We start from the raw sequence: 17753 nt of genomic DNA, 5'->3' as shown, positions 1-17753 counted from the left end.
ATCGGCGCGTCGGTGGGCTTTACAATTCAGAGAACTTGATATAGGCTGTTTCGTTGCGCTGGAATTCGTCTCTGGCCATCACGTCAACCTTGATCGATCGACCTGGAAAAGTCGACTTGACAAGGTGATTTTGTGCTATCTGGGGACGGTCATTCCACAGCAGACCGAATGCTAAAATTACCAGCGGATTCGGTGGTTGTACGCCAGAGCAGCCACAGTTCCGCGTGAGGTGCTGGAAGGACCCATCTTGGCAGTCTCCCGCCAGACCAAGTCAGTGGCCGATATCCCCGGAACTCCGAAGCGTTACTCGTTTTCGAAGAACGCAGAGCCGATTGAGGTTCCGGGGCTCCTTGACCTGCAGCGTGAATCCTTCGGATGGCTGATCGGTACGCCCGAGTGGCGCGCCCGCCAGCAGGAGGAGCGTGGGCCGGAAGCCCACGTCACCAGTGGTCTTGAGGACATTCTCGAAGAGCTGAGCCCGATTCAGGACTACTCCGAGAACATGTCCCTCTCCCTGTCCACCCCGCGATTCGAGGATGTCAAGCACACCATCGATGAGTGCAAGGACAAGGACATCAACTACTCCGCGCCACTGTATGTGACCGCGGAGTTCATCAACAACGAAACCCAGGAGATCAAGTCCCAGACCGTCTTCATCGGTGATTTCCCGATGATGACCGACAAGGGCACGTTCATCGTCAACGGCACCGAGCGTGTCGTTGTCTCCCAGCTGGTTCGCTCCCCGGGTGTGTACTTCGATCAGACGATCGACAAGTCCACCGAGCGTCCGCTGCACTCCGTCAAGGTCATCCCCTCGCGTGGTGCCTGGCTGGAGTTCGACGTGGACAAGCGTGACACCGTGGGTGTCCGTATCGACCGTAAGCGTCGCCAGCCCGTCACCGTCCTGTTGAAGGCACTGGGCTGGACCACCGAGCAGATCAAGGAGCGCTTCGGCTTCTCCGAGATCATGATGTCCACCCTGGAGTCCGACGGCGTCGCGAACGTCGACGAGGCTCTGCTGGAGATCTACCGTAAGCAGCGTCCCGGCGAGCAGCCGACCCGCGATCTCGCACGTTCCCTGCTCGACAACGCCTTCTTCCGCCCGAAGCGCTACGACCTGGCCAAGGTCGGCCGCTACAAGGTCAACCGCAAGCTCGGCCTCGGCGGCGACCACGAGGGTCTGACCACCCTCACGGAAGAGGACATCGCCACCACCCTGGAGTACCTGGTCCGCCTGCACACCGGTGAGCGCAACATGACCTCGCCGACCGGTGAGACCATCCCGGTCAACGTCGACGACATCGACCACTTCGGCAACCGTCGTCTGCGTACCGTCGGTGAGCTCATCCAGAACCAGGTCCGTGTGGGGCTGTCGCGTATGGAGCGTGTCGTGCGTGAGCGCATGACCACCCAGGACGCCGAGTCCATCACCCCGACCTCGCTGATCAACGTCCGTCCGGTCTCGGCCGCGATCCGCGAGTTCTTCGGCACCTCCCAGCTGTCCCAGTTCATGGACCAGAACAACTCGCTGTCGGGTCTGACCCACAAGCGCCGTCTGTCCGCCCTCGGCCCGGGTGGTCTGTCCCGTGAGCGCGCGGGCATCGAGGTCCGTGACGTGCACCCGTCCCACTACGGACGCATGTGCCCCATCGAGACCCCTGAGGGTCCGAACATCGGTCTGATCGGTTCGCTCTCCTCCTACGCACGCGTCAACGCGTTCGGCTTCATCGAGACCCCGTACCTCAAGGTCGTCGACGGCCAGGTCACCGATGAGGTGCACTACCTCACCGCTGACGAGGAGGACCGTTACGCCATCGGGCAGGCCTCTGTCGAGCGTGATGCGGAGGGTTACATCACCTCCGACCGCGTCGAGGTCCGTGTCAAGGACGGCGACATCGCCGTCACGGACGGCAAGGGCGTCGATTTCATCGACGTCTCCGCACGTCAGATGGTTTCCATCGGTACCGCGATGATTCCGTTCCTCGAGCACGATGACGCCAACCGTGCCCTCATGGGTGCGAACATGCAGAAGCAGGCCGTGCCGCTGGTCCGCGCCGAGGCCCCGTTCGTGGGCACCGGCATGGAGAAGCGTGCAGCCTACGACGCCGGTGACATGGTTATCGCGCCGAAGGCCGGCGTCGTCGAGAATGTCTCCGCCGACCTGATCACCATCATGGACGACCAGGGCATCCGCGACACCTTCCTGCTGCGCAAGTTCGAGCGCACCAACCAGGGCACCTGCTACAACCAGACCCCGCTGGTGAACATGGGCGAGCGCGTCGAGGCCGGCCAGGTCATCGCCGACGGTCCGGGCACCCACAACGGTGAGATGTCGCTGGGCCGCAACCTGCTGGTCGCCTTCATGCCGTGGGAGGGCCACAACTACGAGGATGCGATCATCCTCAACCAGAGCCTCGTCGAGCAGGACATCCTGACCTCGATCCACATCGAGGAGCACGAGATCGACGCCCGCGACACCAAGCTGGGCGCCGAGGAGATCACCCGTGAGATCCCGAACGTCTCCGAGGATGTCCTGCGCGACCTCGATGACCGCGGTATCGTCCGCATCGGTGCCGACGTCCGTGCCGGCGACATCCTCGTGGGCAAGGTCACCCCGAAGGGCGAGACCGAGCTGACCCCGGAGGAGCGCCTGCTGCGCGCCATCTTCGGAGAGAAGGCCCGCGAGGTCCGCGACACCTCCATGAAGGTGCCGCACGGTGAGAACGGCAAGGTCATCGGTGTCCGTCGCTTCGCCCGCGAGGACGACGACGATCTGGCACCGGGCGTCAACGAGATGATCCGCGTCTACGTCGCCCAGAAGCGCAAGATCCAGGACGGCGATAAGCTCGCCGGTCGCCACGGCAACAAGGGCGTCGTGGGTAAGATCCTCCCGCCGGAGGACATGCCGTTCATGCCGGACGGCACCCCGGTGGACATGATCCTGAACACCCATGGTGTGCCGCGCCGTATGAACATCGGCCAGGTCCTGGAGATCCACCTCGGCTGGCTGGCCGCTGCCGGCTGGCAGGTCGACCCGGAGGATCCGGCCAACGCCGAGCTCATCCAGACCCTGCCGGAAGAGCTCTACGACGTCCCGGCTAATTCGCTGACCACCACCCCGGTCTTCGACGGCGCCACCAACGAGGAGCTCGCCGGCCTGCTGCGCAACTCCCGTCCGAACCGTGACGGTGAGGTCATGGTCGACGGAGACGGCAAGACGATGCTCTTCGACGGCCGTTCCGGTGAGCCCTTCCCGTACCCGGTCTCCGTGGGCTACATGTACCAGCTCAAGCTCCACCACCTGGTGGACGAGAAGATCCACGCCCGTTCCACCGGCCCGTACTCCATGATCACCCAGCAGCCGCTCGGCGGTAAGGCCCAGTTCGGTGGCCAGCGCTTCGGTGAGATGGAGGTGTGGGCGATGCAGGCATACGGCGCCGCCTACACCCTGCAGGAACTGCTGACGATCAAGTCCGATGACGTGGTCGGTCGAGTCAAGGTCTACGAGGCCATCGTCAAGGGCGAGAACATCCCCGACCCGGGTATCCCCGAGTCCTTCAAGGTTCTCCTCAAGGAGCTCCAGTCGCTGTGCCTGAACGTCGAGGTCCTCGCCGCCGACGGTACCCCGATGGAGCTGTCTGTTGATGACGAGGACGACATGGACGGTGGTGGATCCTCACTGGGCATCAACCTGTCCCATGACGAGCGTTCCGACGTCGACGCCTCCTAACCTCTGACCCGATATCCGCCATTCAATCCCTCCCGTCCGGGAGGGGAAAGGGAGTTACGTGTTTGACGTAAACCTCTTCGAAGAGCTCCGCATTGGCCTGGCTACCGCCGACGACATCCGTCGTTGGTCCAAGGGCGAGGTCAAGAAGCCGGAGACCATCAACTACCGCACCCTCAAGCCGGAGAAGGACGGTCTGTTCTGTGAGCGCATTTTCGGCCCCACCCGGGACTGGGAGTGCGCCTGCGGAAAGTACAAGCGTGTCCGCTACAAGGGCATCATCTGTGAGCGCTGTGGCGTCGAGGTGACCAAGTCCAAGGTGCGTCGTGAGCGCATGGGCCACATCGAGCTGGCCGCCCCGGTCACGCACATCTGGTACTTCAAGGGTGTCCCGAGCCGTCTCGGCTACCTGCTGGACCTCGCGCCGAAGGATCTCGAGCGGATCATCTACTTCGCCGCGAACATCATCACCTCCGTCGACGAGGAGGCACGTCACAACGACCAGTCCACCCTCGAAGCCGACATGCTCCTGGAGAAGAAGGACGTCGAGGCTGACGCCGAGACCGAGATCGCGGAGCGTGCCGCCAAGCTGGAGGAGGACCTCGCCGAGCTCGAGGCCGCCGGCGCCAAGGCCGACGCCCGCCGCAAGGTGCAGACCGCCGCTGACAAGGAGATGCAGCACATCCGCGAGCGTGCGGAGCGTGAGATCGACCGTCTCGAGGAGATCTGGCAGACCTTCACCAAGCTCGCCACGAAGCAGATGATCATCGATGAGACCATCTACGAGGAGCTCATCGACCGCTACGAGGACTACTTCACCGGCGGCATGGGCGCGGAGGCCATCCAGACCCTCATCCGCAACTTCGACCTCGACGCCGAGGCCGAGGAACTGCACACCATCATCAATGAGGGCAAGGGCCAGAAGAAGATGCGTGCCCTCAAGCGCCTCAAGGTCGTCGCTGCGTTCCAGCGTTCCGGCAACGACCCGGCCGGCATGGTCCTCGACTGCATCCCGGTGATCCCGCCGGAGCTGCGTCCGATGGTCCAGCTCGACGGTGGCCGTTTCGCCACCTCGGACCTCAACGACCTCTACCGTCGCGTGATCAACCGCAATAACCGCCTCAAGCGCATGATCGACCTCGGCGCGCCCGAGATCATCGTGAACAACGAGAAGCGCATGCTGCAGGAATCCGTCGATGCACTGTTCGACAACGGCCGTCGCGGCCGTCCGGTCACCGGACCGGGTAACCGTCCGCTGAAGTCGCTGTCCGACCTGCTCAAGGGCAAACAGGGCCGCTTCCGTCAGAACCTGCTGGGTAAGCGTGTCGACTACTCGGGTCGTTCCGTGATCATCGTCGGCCCGCAGCTGAAGCTCCACGAGTGTGGTCTGCCGAAGCTGATGGCCCTCGAGCTGTTCAAGCCTTTCGTGATGAAGCGTCTGGTGGAGAACGACTACGCGCAGAACATCAAGTCCGCGAAGCGCATGGTCGAGCGTCAGCGTCCCGAGGTCTGGGACGTGCTGGAGGAGGCCATCTCCGAGCATCCGGTGATGCTCAACCGTGCCCCCACCCTGCACCGACTGGGTATCCAGGCCTTCGAGCCGAAGCTCGTCGAGGGTAAGGCCATCCAGCTGCACCCGCTGGCCTGTGAGGCCTTCAACGCCGACTTCGATGGTGACCAGATGGCCGTCCACCTCCCGCTGTCCGCGGAGGCCCAGGCCGAGGCACGCGTCCTCATGCTCGCCTCGAACAACATCCTGTCCCCGGCCTCCGGTAAGCCGCTGGCGATGCCGCGTCTGGACATGGTCACCGGTCTGTACTTCCTGACCATGGACAAGAAGGAAGACGAGATCGGCGGCCAGGGCGCCTACAAGCCGGCCGACGAGAACGGTCCGGCACAGGGCGACTACTCCTCCTTCGCCGAGGCCATCATGGCCCGTGACCTGGGTACCCTGGGGCTGCAGGCGCCGATCCGCGTGCGGATCGACCACCTGCGTCCCCCGGCGGACATCGAGGCCGAGCAGTTCCCCGACGGCTGGGAGCAGGGTCAGTCCTGGACCGCGAACACCACCCTGGGCCGGGTCATGTTCAACGAGCTCATGCCGTGGAACTACCCGTACCTTGAGGGCGTCATGGTCCGTAAGGGCGGCGGCCCGGGCTTCATCATGCTCGGCGACGTCATCAACGACCTCGCGGCCCGCTACCCGATGATCACCGTCGCGCAGACGATGGACAAGATGAAGGACTCCGGCTTCTACTGGGCGACCCGTTCCGGCGTCACCATCGCCATGTCCGACGTTCTGGTTCTGCCGAACAAGGAGGAGATCCTCGAGGCCTACGAGGCCGAGGCACGCGAGATCGAGCACAAGTTCTGGGTCAAGGGTGCGCTGCGTGAGCGTGACCGCTACGACCGTCTCGTCGAGCTCTGGCAGGACGCCACCAACAAGGTGGGTAAGGCCGTCGAGGAGATGTACCCGGACGACAACCCGATCCCGATGATCGTGAAGTCGGGCGCCGCCGGTAACATGCGCCAGATCTGGACCCTGGCCGGCATGAAGGGCATGGTCGTGAACTCGAAGGGTGACTACATCACCCGTCCGATCAAGACCTCCTTCCGGGAGGGACTGTCGGTTCTCGAGTACTTCAACAACTCGCACGGCTCCCGTAAGGGCCTGGCCGACACCGCCCTGCGTACCGCGGACTCCGGTTACCTGACCCGTCGTCTCGTGGACGTGGCCCAGGACGTCATCGTCCGCGAGGACGACTGCGGTACCCGCCAGGGTGTCCGCGTGCCGGTCGCGGTGGAGGCGAAGAACGCCGCAGGCGAGGTCACGGGGTACACCCGCCACTCGCTGGTGGAGACCTCCGTCTCCGGCCGTGTCCTGGCGACCGAGCTGGTCGACGAGGCATCCGGTCTCCACCTGGAGCCCGGTTCCGACCTCACGGAGATGCGTATCGACGAGCTCGTGGCCGCCGGCATCACCGAGGTCAAGGTCCGCTCCGTGCTGACCTGCCAGACCCACACCGGTGTCTGTGCCAAGTGCTACGGCAAGTCCATGGCCTCAGGCCAGCTGGTCGACATCGGCGAGGCCGTCGGCATCGTCGCCGCCCAGTCGATCGGTGAGCCCGGCACCCAGCTGACCATGCGTACCTTCCACCAGGGTGGTGTCGGTGGTGACATCACCGGCGGTCTGCCGCGTGTTCAGGAGCTGTTCGAGGCCCGCGTGCCGAAGAACGCCTCCCCGATCGCGGAGTTCTCGGGCACCGTCGAGCTGGAGGACGACGGCAACTTCTACAAGTTGACGCTGACCTCCGACGACGGCACCGAGGAGAAGATCTACGAGAAGCTGTCCAAGCGACAGGGTCTCGCACAGGTGCGGGTCCCGATGGACAACAACCCGTCGGTGCTCATCGAGCGCACCCTGCGCAGCGGTGACCATGTGGAGCTCGGCGACCGCCTGCTCCGCGGCCCTGCTGACCCGCATGATGTGCTCCGCGTGCTGCGTCGTCGTGGTGTGGAGAAGCACCTCATCGACGAGGTGCAGGCTGTGTACCGCACCCAGGGTGTGGCCATCCACGACAAGCACATCGAGATCATCATCCGTCAGATGCTGCGCCGCGGTACCGTCATTGACGCCGGTTCCACGGACTACCTGCCGGGTACGCTGGTCGACCTCACCGAGGCCCGTCGCGTCAATGCGGCACTCCGGGCCGAGGGTGGTCAGCCGGCGGAGCTGCGTGACCAGATCATGGGCATCACCAAGGCCTCGCTGGCCACGGAGTCCTGGCTGTCGGCCGCCTCCTTCCAGGAGACGACCCGCGTGCTCACGGACGCCGCGATCAACAAGCGCTCCGACCAGCTCATCGGTCTCAAGGAGAACGTGATCATCGGTAAGCTGATCCCGGCCGGTACCGGTATCTCCCGTTACCGCAACATCGAGGTCAAGCCGACCGAGGCAGCCCGTAACGCGGCCTACTCGATCCCGACCTACGGTGACTCCATCTACGGTGACGACGGCTACGCCGAGTTCACCGGCGCCTCTGTGCCGCTGGACGAGGAGTTCCAGCTCTAGTCACGGTATGTGCCGAGAAGCTGCCCCTGTCCCACTCCGGTGGGGCAGGGGCAGCTTCTTGTTCCGGCACCCGGGTCAGTCGTCCCCGCGGCGCCTGCGGGTGATCACGACCGCGCCCATCAGTCCCAGTCCGCGGACGCGGATGACGGGAGCGTCAGCGGGCAGATCCTCATGGCGGAGGGAGACATCCTTGTCGCTCTGGATGCTGAAGGCCCCCATGATGCCGATGCCGTCGGAGATCACGCGCATGTCCTCGGGGACGATGATGTCCACCCCGCCCATGAGAGCCACGGCGGTGATGGTGGTTTCACGTGAACCGAGTCGGGCGTGCCGCAGGTCAACCACGTTGCCACCCATGAGCGCGAGGGAGACGTGCCCGGGCGCACAGAGCCAGTCGCCTTTCTTCTCTGTTCCGCCCATGATGGAGAGGCTGAATGCGTCACCACCCTCCTCCCGCGTGACCTGTCGTACGGCGGGGGAGGGGTGGGCAGCCGGGGTGGGGGCGCTGTCTGGGCGGACGACGGGCAGCTGACCTTTCAGTACTTCGGCGGGGTCGGACAGGAGGTCCTGCAGCGGGATGAGCAGCTCATCCCGGTAGCGGGTCGCCCATACCTGACGGGTGCGTTCGTCAAGCTCCCCGTAGTCCAGCCTGCCCTGGGAGAATGCCTCACTCAGGGCCGCGGCGACCTTGTTGCGGTCCTCGTCGCTGGCCCGGATACGCGGTTCTGAATCGTCCATACAGTCGATGGTACGGCCCTTCCGGTGCCTGCGCCGCCCTCTTTTTCCTGCCGTCTGACGGGATACGGCATGTCCATCGCCCTCGTGTCAAAGCGGGGGGATTTGGGTTGTGGGAGTAGATTCCGGTAACGTGCTCAGAAGTCCCACATCTCGATGGTGGGAGCCTGCACTTTTACCCGGTAAGCCAGCGAGAGCGGCCGACGGGTTTTCGCACGTTTAAAAGACATGTGGCTTCGTCGCAGGCGAGAAAGAAACTCTCAGCAAGTTTTCTCGGTCGGCTCATCCGGCCGGATAAGCCGATCAACACAGAAAGACGGTTATGCCCACTATTCAGCAGCTGATCCGCAAGGGTCGCCACGACAAGGCCGCGAAGATCAACGCCGCAGCCCTGAAGGGTTCCCCGCAGCGTCGTGGCGTGTGCACCCGCGTGTACACCACCACCCCGAAGAAGCCGAACTCCGCTCTGCGTAAGGTCGCCCGTGTGCGCCTGACCACCGGCGTCGAGGTCTCCGCCTACATTCCGGGTGAGGGCCACAACCTGCAGGAGCACTCCATGGTGCTCGTCCGCGGTGGTCGCGTGAAGGACCTCCCGGGTGTCCGTTACAAGATCGTCCGCGGCACCCTCGATACCCAGGGTGTCAAGGACCGCAAGCAGGCCCGCTCCCGCTACGGCGCCAAGAAGGGACAGTAAACAATGCGTAAGAACCGTGCACCCGAGCGTCCCGTCGTCAAGGACCCGGTCTACAGCTCCGAGCTCGTGACCCAGCTGGTCAACAAGGTGCTTGTCGACGGCAAGAAGTCCACTGCTGAGCGCATCGTCTACGGTGCCCTCGAGTCCTGCCGCGAGAAGACCGGCACCGATCCGGTCGGCACCCTCGAGAAGGCCCTGGGCAACATCCGCCCGGACCTCGAGGTCCGCTCCCGTCGCGTTGGTGGCGCCACCTACCAGGTTCCGGTTGAGGTCCGCCCGGGCCGCTCCAACACCCTGGCTCTGCGTTGGCTGGTCACCTTCACCCGTCAGCGTCGCGAGAACACCATGGTTGACCGTCTCGCCAACGAGATCCTGGACGCGTCCAACGGTCTCGGTGCCTCCGTGAAGCGCCGCGAGGACGTCCACAAGATGGCCGAGGCCAACCGCGCCTTCGCCCACTACCGCTGGTAGTAGGACAGAAAACCACACATGGCCCAGTCGGCAGCCGCACGCACGTCCGTCCCTCACCGTCCCACCGTTCCGGCGGGTCGGCCGGGGCGGCGCTGAGGCGACTCGTCGATGGGGCCATTGGTGTCTCCCGGGGCAGGTGTCCCGGGCTGACGCGAGCCACCCGGCCATGGGGTGTCGTAGGGTCTGATGTCGGCGGAGTTTTTCCGACTGATGCCAGTACGACCAATCAATGGCAGAATTGAACGAGAACTATTCACTGACGGCGTCTGAGGCATACCCGCCGAGGGCGTCGAAGATCTACAAGTTGGGGTAAGACTGTGGCACAAGAAGTGCTTAAGGACCTGAACAAGGTCCGCAACATCGGCATCATGGCCCACATCGATGCCGGTAAGACCACCACCACCGAGCGCATCCTCTTCTACACCGGCATCAACCGTAAGGTCGGCGAGACCCACGACGGTGGCGCCACCACCGACTGGATGGAGCAGGAGAAGGAGCGCGGTATCACGATCACCTCCGCTGCCGTCACCTGTTTCTGGGACAACAACCAGATCAACATCATCGATACCCCGGGTCACGTCGACTTCACCGTCGAGGTCGAGCGTTCCCTGCGCGTCCTCGATGGCGCCGTCGCCGTCTTCGACGGCAAGGAAGGCGTGGAGCCGCAGTCTGAGCAGGTCTGGCGTCAGGCCGCCAAGTACGACGTTCCGCGTATCTGCTTCATCAACAAGATGGACAAGCTGGGCGCTGACTTCTACTACACCGTCGGCACCATCGTCGACCGCCTCGGCGCCAAGCCGCTGGTCATGCAGCTCCCGATCGGCGCTGAGGACGACTTCAACGGCGTCGTGGACCTCCTCGAGATGAAGGCCCTCATGTGGCCCGGCAAGACCGAGATCGGTACCGAGGCCATCATCGAGGAGATCCCGGCCGATCTTCTGGAGAAGGCCGAGGAGTACCGCGAGAAGCTGCTCGAGACCGTCGCCGAGTCCGACGACGAGCTCATGGAGAAGTACTTCGGTGGCGAGGAGCTCTCGATCGATGAGATCAAGGCTGCGATCCGCAAGCTGACCGTCAACTCCGAGATCTACCCGGTCTACTGCGGCACCGCCTACAAGAACAAGGGCGTTCAGCCCCTGCTCGACGCCGTCATCGACTTCCTGCCGAACCCGCTGGACATCGGCGAGGTCGAGGGCCACGCTGTGGGCGATGAGTCCACCACCCTGACCCGGAAGCCGTCCGCCGACGAGCCGTTCTCCGCACTGGCCTTCAAGATCGCCGCACACCCCTTCTTCGGCAAGCTGACCTACATCCGTGTCTACTCGGGCCGCGTGGTCCCGGGTGACCAGGTGCAGAACTCCACCAAGGGCAAGAAGGAGCGCATCGGAAAGCTCTTCCAGATGCACGCCAACAAGGAGAACCCGGTGGAGGAGGCCCGCGCGGGCAACATCTTCGCCGTGATCGGCCTGAAGGACACCACCACCGGTGACACCCTCTGCTCCACCGACAACCCGATCATCCTGGAGTCCATGGACTTCCCGGATCCGGTCATCCAGGTTGCCATCGAGCCGAAGACCAAGTCCGACCAGGAGAAGCTGGGCACCGCGATCCAGAAGCTGGCGGAGGAGGACCCGACCTTCACCGTCCACCTGGACGAGGAGTCCGGCCAGACCGTCATCGGCGGCATGGGTGAGCTCCACCTCGATGTCCTCGTCGACCGCATGAAGCGCGAGTACAAGGTCGAGGCCAATGTCGGTGCCCCGCAGGTCGCCTACCGCGAGACCATCCGCAAGCCGGTCGAGAAGCTCGAGTTCACCCATAAGAAGCAGACGGGTGGCTCCGGCCAGTTCGCCAAGGTCATCATCGGCATTGAGCCCTACGCCCCGACTCCGGAGGAGCTCGAGGAGGGTCAGTCCCCGACCTACCACTTCGAGAACGCCGTCACCGGTGGCCGCATCCCGAGGGAGTACATCCCCTCCGTCGACGCTGGTATCCAGGACGCCATGCAGTACGGCTACCTGGCCGGCTACCCGCTGGTCAACATCAAGGCCACCCTGATCGACGGTGCCTACCACGACGTCGACTCCTCGGAAATGGCGTTCAAGATCGCCGGTTCCCAGGCTCTGAAGGAAGCTGTCGCCAAGGCCAAGCCGGTTCTGCTTGAGCCCGTGATGGCTGTGGAGATCACCACTCCGGAGGAGTACATGGGTGACGTCATCGGTGACGTCAACTCCCGCCGTGGCCAGGTCAACGCCATGGAGGACCGCGCCGGCGCCAAGCTGGTCAAGGCGAAGGTGCCGCTGTCCGAGATGTTCGGCTACGTCGGTGACCTGCGTTCCAAGACCCAGGGTCGTGCAAACTACTCCATGGTCTTCGACTCCTACGCTGAGGTCCCCTCCAGCGTCTCCGAGGAGATCATCTCCGAGCGCACCGGTAACTAGCCGGTAGTCTCTACCGCCGGAGCTGTCTCCTGTCCGCTCCCTGACGCCTGTGCCGGCGTCGGGGAGCAGGGGACGGAACCGGCAGCGCGGTGAGGTAGCGGTCGGGCTGAGCAACCACCTTCCTCAGGTGGTTGCTGAGCCGGCCGTTACCCACCGTGAGATCCCGGATTCCACGCCGTGTCCACACGGTCGGGCGAGCCGGGCCGTGGTTTGAAAAAACAGCGGTTGAAATCTAGGATCGTGTAACTGGCACATTGTGAAAACGTCATCGGGCCCCGTCTGTCACAGGACCGGGGGTCAATGACGACTGTCAACCACGTGGCTGCGAAGTTCGTAGCCACCATGAAGTCCAGGAGGACATACAGTGGCAAAGGCGAAATTCGAGCGTACGAAGCCTCACGTCAACATCGGCACCATCGGTCACGTTGACCATGGCAAGACCACCACCACCGCCGCCATCACCAAGGTTCTGGCCGACGCTTTCCCGGACCTGAACGAGTCCTTCGCCTACGACGCCATCGACAAGGCGCCGGAGGAGAAGGAGCGTGGCATCACGATCAACATCTCCCACGTGGAGTACCAGACCGAGAAGCGCCACTACGCTCACGTCGACGCCCCGGGTCACGCCGACTACATCAAGAACATGATCACCGGCGCCGCTCAGATGGACGGCGCGATCCTCGTTGTCGCAGCCACCGATGGCCCGATGCCGCAGACCCGCGAGCACGTGCTGCTGGCTCGCCAGGTCGGCGTCCCGTACATCCTCGTTGCACTGAACAAGTGCGACATGGTTGACGATGAGGAGATCATCGAGCTCGTCGAGATGGAGGTCCGCGAGCTGCTGGCTGAGCAGGACTACGACGAAGAGGCTCCGATCATCCACATCTCCGCTCTGGGCGCCCTGAACGGCGAGCAGAAGTGGGTCGACTCCGTCCTGGAGCTCATGCAGGCCTGCGACGACTCCATCCCGGACCCGGTCCGCGAGACCGACAAGCCGTTCCTGATGCCGGTCGAGGACATCTTCACCATCACCGGTCGTGGCACCGTCGTCACCGGCCGTGTCGAGCGTGGCTCCCTGAAGGTGAACGAGGATGTCGAGATCATCGGCATCAAGGAGAAGTCCACCACCAGCACCGTCACCGGTATCGAGATGTTCCGTAAGCTCCTCGACTACACCGAGGCCGGCGACAACTGTGGTCTGCTGCTCCGCGGCATCAAGCGCGAGGACGTCGAGCGCGGCCAGGTCATCATCAAGCCGGGTGCCTACACCCCGCACACCGAGTTCGAGGGTTCCGTCTACATCCTGTCCAAGGATGAGGGCGGCCGCCACACCCCGTTCTTCGACAACTACCGTCCGCAGTTCTACTTCCGCACCACCGACGTCACCGGTGTCGTGAAGCTGCCGGAGGGTACCGAGATGGTCATGCCGGGCGACAACGTCGACATGACTGTCTCCCTGATCCAGCCGGTCGCCATGGACGAGGGCCTGCGCTTCGCTATCCGCGAGGGCTCCCGCACCGTCGGCGCTGGCCGTGTCACCAAGATCCTGAAGTAACAACTTCACGTATCTGACCTGAGAGGGTCCGGAGGATTTCCTCCGGGCCCTTTTGGTATTTCTGCCCCGGCGGGTATCTTCTCTGTCATGCTCAGAACCATCCTCGGCAGCAAGATCCACCGCGCAACGGTCACCCAGGCCGACCTCAACTACGTCGGTTCCGTCACGGTCGACGCCGACCTGCTCGCAGCGGCCGGCCTCATCGAGGGGGAGAAGGTCGCCATCGTCGACGTCACCAACGGGGCGCGGCTGGAGACCTACGTGATCACGGGCCGCCCCGGCACCGGCGAGATCTGCATCAACGGTGCCGCCGCGCACCTGATCCACCCGGGTGACATCGTCATCCTCATCTCCTACCTGCAGGCCACCCTCGACGAGGCTCTCGAGTATGAGCCACGCATCGTCCACGTCGACGAGAACAACCGCATCGTCGCCCTCGGCAACGACATCGCCGAGGCCGTCCCCGGTTCCGACACCGTCTCCGCCCGGAACATCTGAGCGGCGTGCAGGACCCCATGCGCATCCCGGGTGTCCTCGACGCCGTCCGCCGCGTGTGGGAGGGGCAGCCGGAGCTGTCGCTTCCCACCCTCTTCGGGGTCCTGGCCAACCGGGGGATCGGCTGGGGCGCGACCGACGAGGACCTGCTCCGCGAGCTGTCCGCGATGGAACGCGCCCACCCCGGCGTGCTCCCGCTTGTCGACGCCCGCGTCACCGCCCGCTTCCTCCTGCTCACCGAGGCTCCCGCCCACCGCGTGATGGTCGACCCCTGGCGGGTCGTCGTCCGCCGCCCGGAGGTCTCCGCACAGCCCGGGGTGTGGCACTACGCCACGATCCGTCCGGCCTTCGTCGGCTCCCCACTGGTGCTCACCTCCGCGGAGGGCATCGATCACCGGCTGGGTGTGCTCAGCAGTATCACCCTGCTCGATGACATGCCGGAACCCACCGTCCCGGATCTCACCGGTCTGAACCGCCGCGGCATGGGGGACGCGGTCTACCTGATCACCCTCGCCGACGGGGCGACCATGGTGCTCTCCCACGGTCTGGACCATTTCACCGCCGGGCGCCGCAGACTGGAGCATGAGGCATCCAGCTGGGAATCGTTGCGCGCCTGCCGGCCGGGTGCCGGGCTGGTGGTGCAGGGGCCCGGGGGTGGTCCCGCCCGCGAGTACGGGGTGGTGCAGGACATCGTCCTGCTCGAGAATTCCCCTCAGGACTCCACCGGGTAGAGGTGGAGCCGGTAGACGGTGTCCACGTCGATGCCCGGCACCGCGGCGCGGACATCGCGCTCGGTCTGGTTGAGGGCCGCCCGCAGGGCGGGGACATCGGTGTCGGCGTGGGCACGGAGAGTCAGCGTCAGGGTCGGCCGGTCCCAGGAATCCGTGACGGTCGCCTGCACCGACTCAACGCGCGGGTGCTCCTCCAGCTGCCGGGCCACGGCCGTGGCCAGCGTAGCCAGGTCGATCTCTATTGAGCCGAGGGCATCGGAGGCCGGGGAGACGACCCGGCCGATCCGGTAGCGGCGCAGGTTGAGGGCGATGAGCCAGCCGCCGAGAACGGCGCTGAGCAGACCGACGACGATGAGCACCGGATCGAACCAGCCGGTCGAGGGGGCGGTGAGCCACGCCGGGGAGTCGATCCGGTCGGCGAGGCCCTGTGCGAGGGGGATGTCGAGGAAGAGACCGACGGCCCAGGCCCCGCCGGCCAGGACGGACAGCCCCACCAGAAGGACGATGATCCGGTCGAGGAGAACAATCCGGGCGTTCACGGCCGGACCTCCCCGGGGGCGTTCTCCCGGACCCGCAGGATCAGGTCCAGACCCAGCTGGCCCAGCAGGGGATCGAGCACCGCGGTGACAGCGGGGGAGAGGTTGGCGTCGGGGGCCCGGCCGGTGACGCTCACCGTGGCGGTGCGTCCGTTGACGTGGCTGGCCGCGGTGGTCACCCCGGGCACACTGCGGGCGGTGGCGGAGAGCATGCGGGCGATGTCGACCCGGCGCATCCAGACGGCCGCCCCGCGGCCGACGGGCAGGTGGGTGCGGGTACGTGGCCGGCAGGCCACCCACACCAGGAACAGTCCGAGCAGCACTGCCCCGGCTCCGGCCGGGAGCATCCACAGCTGGTAGGTGGTGTTTCCGACCGTCTCGATGAGCGGCCCGACCCAGCTCTCCCAATGGATGGAACGGGAGTTGCGCAACCACACCTCCCGCACGCAGATCACCGCGACAGTCAGCAGCAGCAGACCGATGACCACCGCGGCGGGACGCGCCCACGGGTAGGCGCGGGGCGGGAGGTGCTCAGCGGACACGGGACCTCCCCACGGTGATGGGCCGCAGGGGCGTGGGACGCACGGTGACGGGGCGCAGCCGCGGGTGGGTGGGGTGGGCGTCGATAAGCTCCGCGGTGACAGCCCGACCGCGGACGACGGGGCCGACGACCACGTTGACCCGGGTGACGGTCAGCCCGGTGCTGTCCCGGACCCAGTCGGCGATGGTGGTGCGCACCGCCTCGGCGACGGCGGTGACGGGGGAGGGCCACACCACCGCGATGAAGGCCTCGATGCTGCAGGTGCCGGCGGCGTCGTCAACGATGACGTCATAACGCGGCCACGTCCGACCCGCCGGCCGCTCCAGGCTGCGGCCCAGTTCCGTGGTGCCCGGCACGGAGGCGGCTGCGACGGCGACGATGCGGGAGACCGCCCGGTCGGTGATCCTGAACGGCATCTATCCCCGGCCCCCCAGACTGCGGAGGAAGGTGCGCAGGTCGATGCGCCGGTCCAGATGCGCACCGATGACCGCACCGGATCCACCCAGCAGCAGTGCATAGAGCAACCCGACCCAGCCACCTAGGATGAGGGCGAAGGCCAGCGCCAGACCGATGAGGGTGCCGGTGCGTGTGTGGCTGCTCACGGGGGTCCCCCGGTGGCGTCGGCGAAGAACACGTCCACCTCCGTTTCCAGGAAGTCCGCAACCACGGCGCGCACCTGTGCGGAGATCTCCGGCAGGGGCCGGGGTGCGGCGAGATCAACGACGAGATGGACCTCGAGGACGGTGGGGGTCACCCGCAGACCGCGGACCCGGTGACGGGGATAGAGCAGGGCCACCTCCCCGAATCGGCCGGCGTGCAGACCAGCGACTCCGGGGATGGCCCGGATGCCCGCCGCCACCCGGTCGGCGACGTCACGCTCCACCGGGTCCGTGGTGGGGGAGCGGCTAATGCAGGCGCGGTGTGTGCTCGATGTGAAGGGCATCCTGTTCCTCCTCTTGGCCGGTGTCGAGATGGACGTCGAGGACAGTGATGTTGACCTCCGTGACCTCCATGCCGGTCATCTTCTCGATGGCGCTGATGATGTTGCGGCGGATGGCCCCCGCGAGCTCGTGGATGGCCACCCCGTACTCCGCCACGATCGACACGTCGACCACCACCTGGCGCCCGCCGACCTCGACATGCACCCCGTGCTGGACACTGTGGTGGCCGGTGGCCGGGCCCGCGAAGGATTCGCGCAACGCGCCGACCATCCGGCCGGTACCTCCGCCGAGGGAGTGCACGCCGGAGACCTCCCGGGCGGCCAGCGCGGCGATCTTGCCCACGACGACATCCTCGATGCGGGTGATTCCGCGGGGTGCGGCAGGCCCTGCCGGGCCGGGGTTGTGCTCCGACTTCTCCGACATGACTGTGACTCCTCCGACGACCGGTGTGCCTGTGTGATGCCCATAGTAGTTGAGGTGATGGATTGTGTTCGGGTCCCTGACGTGGTTTAATACGTAGGTTGCTTTAACACGACGTGTGCCCGGGTACAGACCGGGTGGCATCGTCGCTGGTGAGGCGAACATGACACCTTCGTCAGGCAGTCCTGCGGGACCGGCTGGGAAGGCTCCGCAATCGGGTCAAGGTCACCGTAACAGGTTGGATATACCCGAGCGTGGGGACCGGAGAAGGGGCATGGCAAATAAACAGCGGCAGTACGCAAGGGTCCACGCTTATCGCGAGATAACTGATCCCTTCCGACTTGACTCACGGGTCTTGTACCCCGTCAGGAGCACTACCGGATGTTGTTTGACC

15 protein-coding genes are annotated in these 17753 nt (G+C 65.1%); 8 read left to right on the top strand and 7 right to left on the bottom strand.

Going from position 1 to position 17753, the window contains the following annotated elements; translation table 11 throughout:
- Positions 1-229: 229 nt before the first annotated feature.
- Positions 230-3730 carry a DNA-directed RNA polymerase subunit beta gene (gene rpoB, locus EAH68_RS04760; protein ID WP_206436357.1) on the top strand — a complete coding sequence of 1167 codons (3501 nt, stop codon included), beginning with the start codon at positions 230-232 and terminating at the stop codon, positions 3728-3730.
- 58 nt (positions 3731-3788) lie between these two features.
- Entirely contained in the window at positions 3789-7799 is a 4011-nt protein-coding gene (locus EAH68_RS04755) for a DNA-directed RNA polymerase subunit beta' (protein ID WP_126120185.1), read from the top strand.
- 75 nt (positions 7800-7874) lie between these two features.
- Here EAH68_RS04755 and EAH68_RS04750 read toward each other — a convergent pair whose 3' ends face one another.
- Positions 7875-8537 carry a DUF1707 SHOCT-like domain-containing protein gene (locus tag EAH68_RS04750; protein WP_241228293.1) on the bottom strand — a complete coding sequence of 221 codons (663 nt, stop codon included), beginning with the start codon at positions 8535-8537 and terminating at the stop codon, positions 7875-7877.
- A 319-nt stretch (positions 8538-8856) separates the two neighbouring features.
- Here EAH68_RS04750 and rpsL point away from each other — a divergent pair, with 319 nt between their 5' ends.
- The 6 genes from rpsL (at position 8857) to EAH68_RS04720 (ending at position 14921) form a co-directional block, all read left to right on the top strand.
- A complete protein-coding gene (gene rpsL / locus EAH68_RS04745; protein WP_126120184.1) occupies positions 8857-9228 on the top strand; it encodes a 30S ribosomal protein S12 in 372 nt (123 codons plus the stop codon).
- Between the two features lie 3 nt (positions 9229-9231).
- Positions 9232-9699 carry a 30S ribosomal protein S7 gene (rpsG, locus tag EAH68_RS04740; RefSeq protein WP_126120183.1) on the top strand — a complete coding sequence of 156 codons (468 nt, stop codon included), beginning with the start codon at positions 9232-9234 and terminating at the stop codon, positions 9697-9699.
- Positions 9700-10016: 317 nt separating this feature from the next.
- Positions 10017-12140, top strand: a complete 2124-nt coding sequence (fusA, locus tag EAH68_RS04735) for an elongation factor G (RefSeq protein ID WP_126120182.1) — start codon at positions 10017-10019, stop codon at positions 12138-12140.
- 364 nt (positions 12141-12504) lie between these two features.
- Positions 12505-13695: an elongation factor Tu gene (gene tuf / locus EAH68_RS04730; protein ID WP_126120181.1), complete on the top strand. Its 1191-nt coding sequence runs from the start codon at positions 12505-12507 to the stop codon at positions 13693-13695.
- 87 nt (positions 13696-13782) lie between these two features.
- Entirely contained in the window at positions 13783-14193 is a 411-nt protein-coding gene (gene panD / locus EAH68_RS04725) for an aspartate 1-decarboxylase (protein WP_042620704.1), read from the top strand.
- A 5-nt stretch (positions 14194-14198) separates the two neighbouring features.
- Positions 14199-14921, top strand: a complete 723-nt coding sequence (locus EAH68_RS04720) for a hypothetical protein (RefSeq protein ID WP_206436356.1) — start codon at positions 14199-14201, stop codon at positions 14919-14921.
- Here the strand turns inward: EAH68_RS04720 and EAH68_RS04715 are convergent.
- Genes EAH68_RS04715 through EAH68_RS04690 form a run of 6 tightly spaced genes read right to left on the bottom strand, consistent with a single transcriptional unit; the run spans position 14903 to position 17362 of the window.
- A complete protein-coding gene (locus tag EAH68_RS04715; protein WP_126120179.1) occupies positions 14903-15460 on the bottom strand; it encodes an Asp23/Gls24 family envelope stress response protein in 558 nt (185 codons plus the stop codon). The two genes, EAH68_RS04720 and EAH68_RS04715, sit on opposite strands and share 19 nt — an antisense overlap.
- Entirely contained in the window at positions 15457-15999 is a 543-nt protein-coding gene (locus tag EAH68_RS04710; RefSeq protein WP_126120178.1) for a DUF6286 domain-containing protein, read from the bottom strand. The genes EAH68_RS04715 and EAH68_RS04710 overlap by 4 nt, the downstream gene beginning before the upstream one ends.
- The gene (locus EAH68_RS04705; protein WP_126120177.1) at positions 15989-16414 is read right to left on the bottom strand and encodes an Asp23/Gls24 family envelope stress response protein; all 426 of its coding nucleotides are present in this window, start codon (positions 16412-16414) and stop codon (positions 15989-15991) included. The genes EAH68_RS04710 and EAH68_RS04705 overlap by 11 nt, the downstream gene beginning before the upstream one ends.
- Positions 16415-16600: a hypothetical protein gene (locus EAH68_RS04700; RefSeq protein ID WP_126120176.1), complete on the bottom strand. Its 186-nt coding sequence runs from the start codon at positions 16598-16600 to the stop codon at positions 16415-16417.
- Positions 16597-16941: an Asp23/Gls24 family envelope stress response protein gene (locus EAH68_RS04695; protein ID WP_241228292.1), complete on the bottom strand. Its 345-nt coding sequence runs from the start codon at positions 16939-16941 to the stop codon at positions 16597-16599. The genes EAH68_RS04700 and EAH68_RS04695 overlap by 4 nt, the downstream gene beginning before the upstream one ends.
- Complete coding sequence (locus tag EAH68_RS04690) at positions 16904-17362, bottom strand: Asp23/Gls24 family envelope stress response protein (protein WP_126120175.1); 459 nt, start codon at positions 17360-17362, stop codon at positions 16904-16906. Before EAH68_RS04690 ends, EAH68_RS04695 begins: the two co-directional genes overlap by 38 nt.
- Positions 17363-17753 lie beyond the last annotated feature (391 nt).

This window comes from Corynebacterium hylobatis (assembly GCF_003955685.1).
GTDB lineage: Bacteria > Actinomycetota > Actinomycetes > Mycobacteriales > Mycobacteriaceae > Corynebacterium > Corynebacterium hylobatis.
This window is presented reverse-complemented; position numbering and strand designations above follow the sequence as displayed.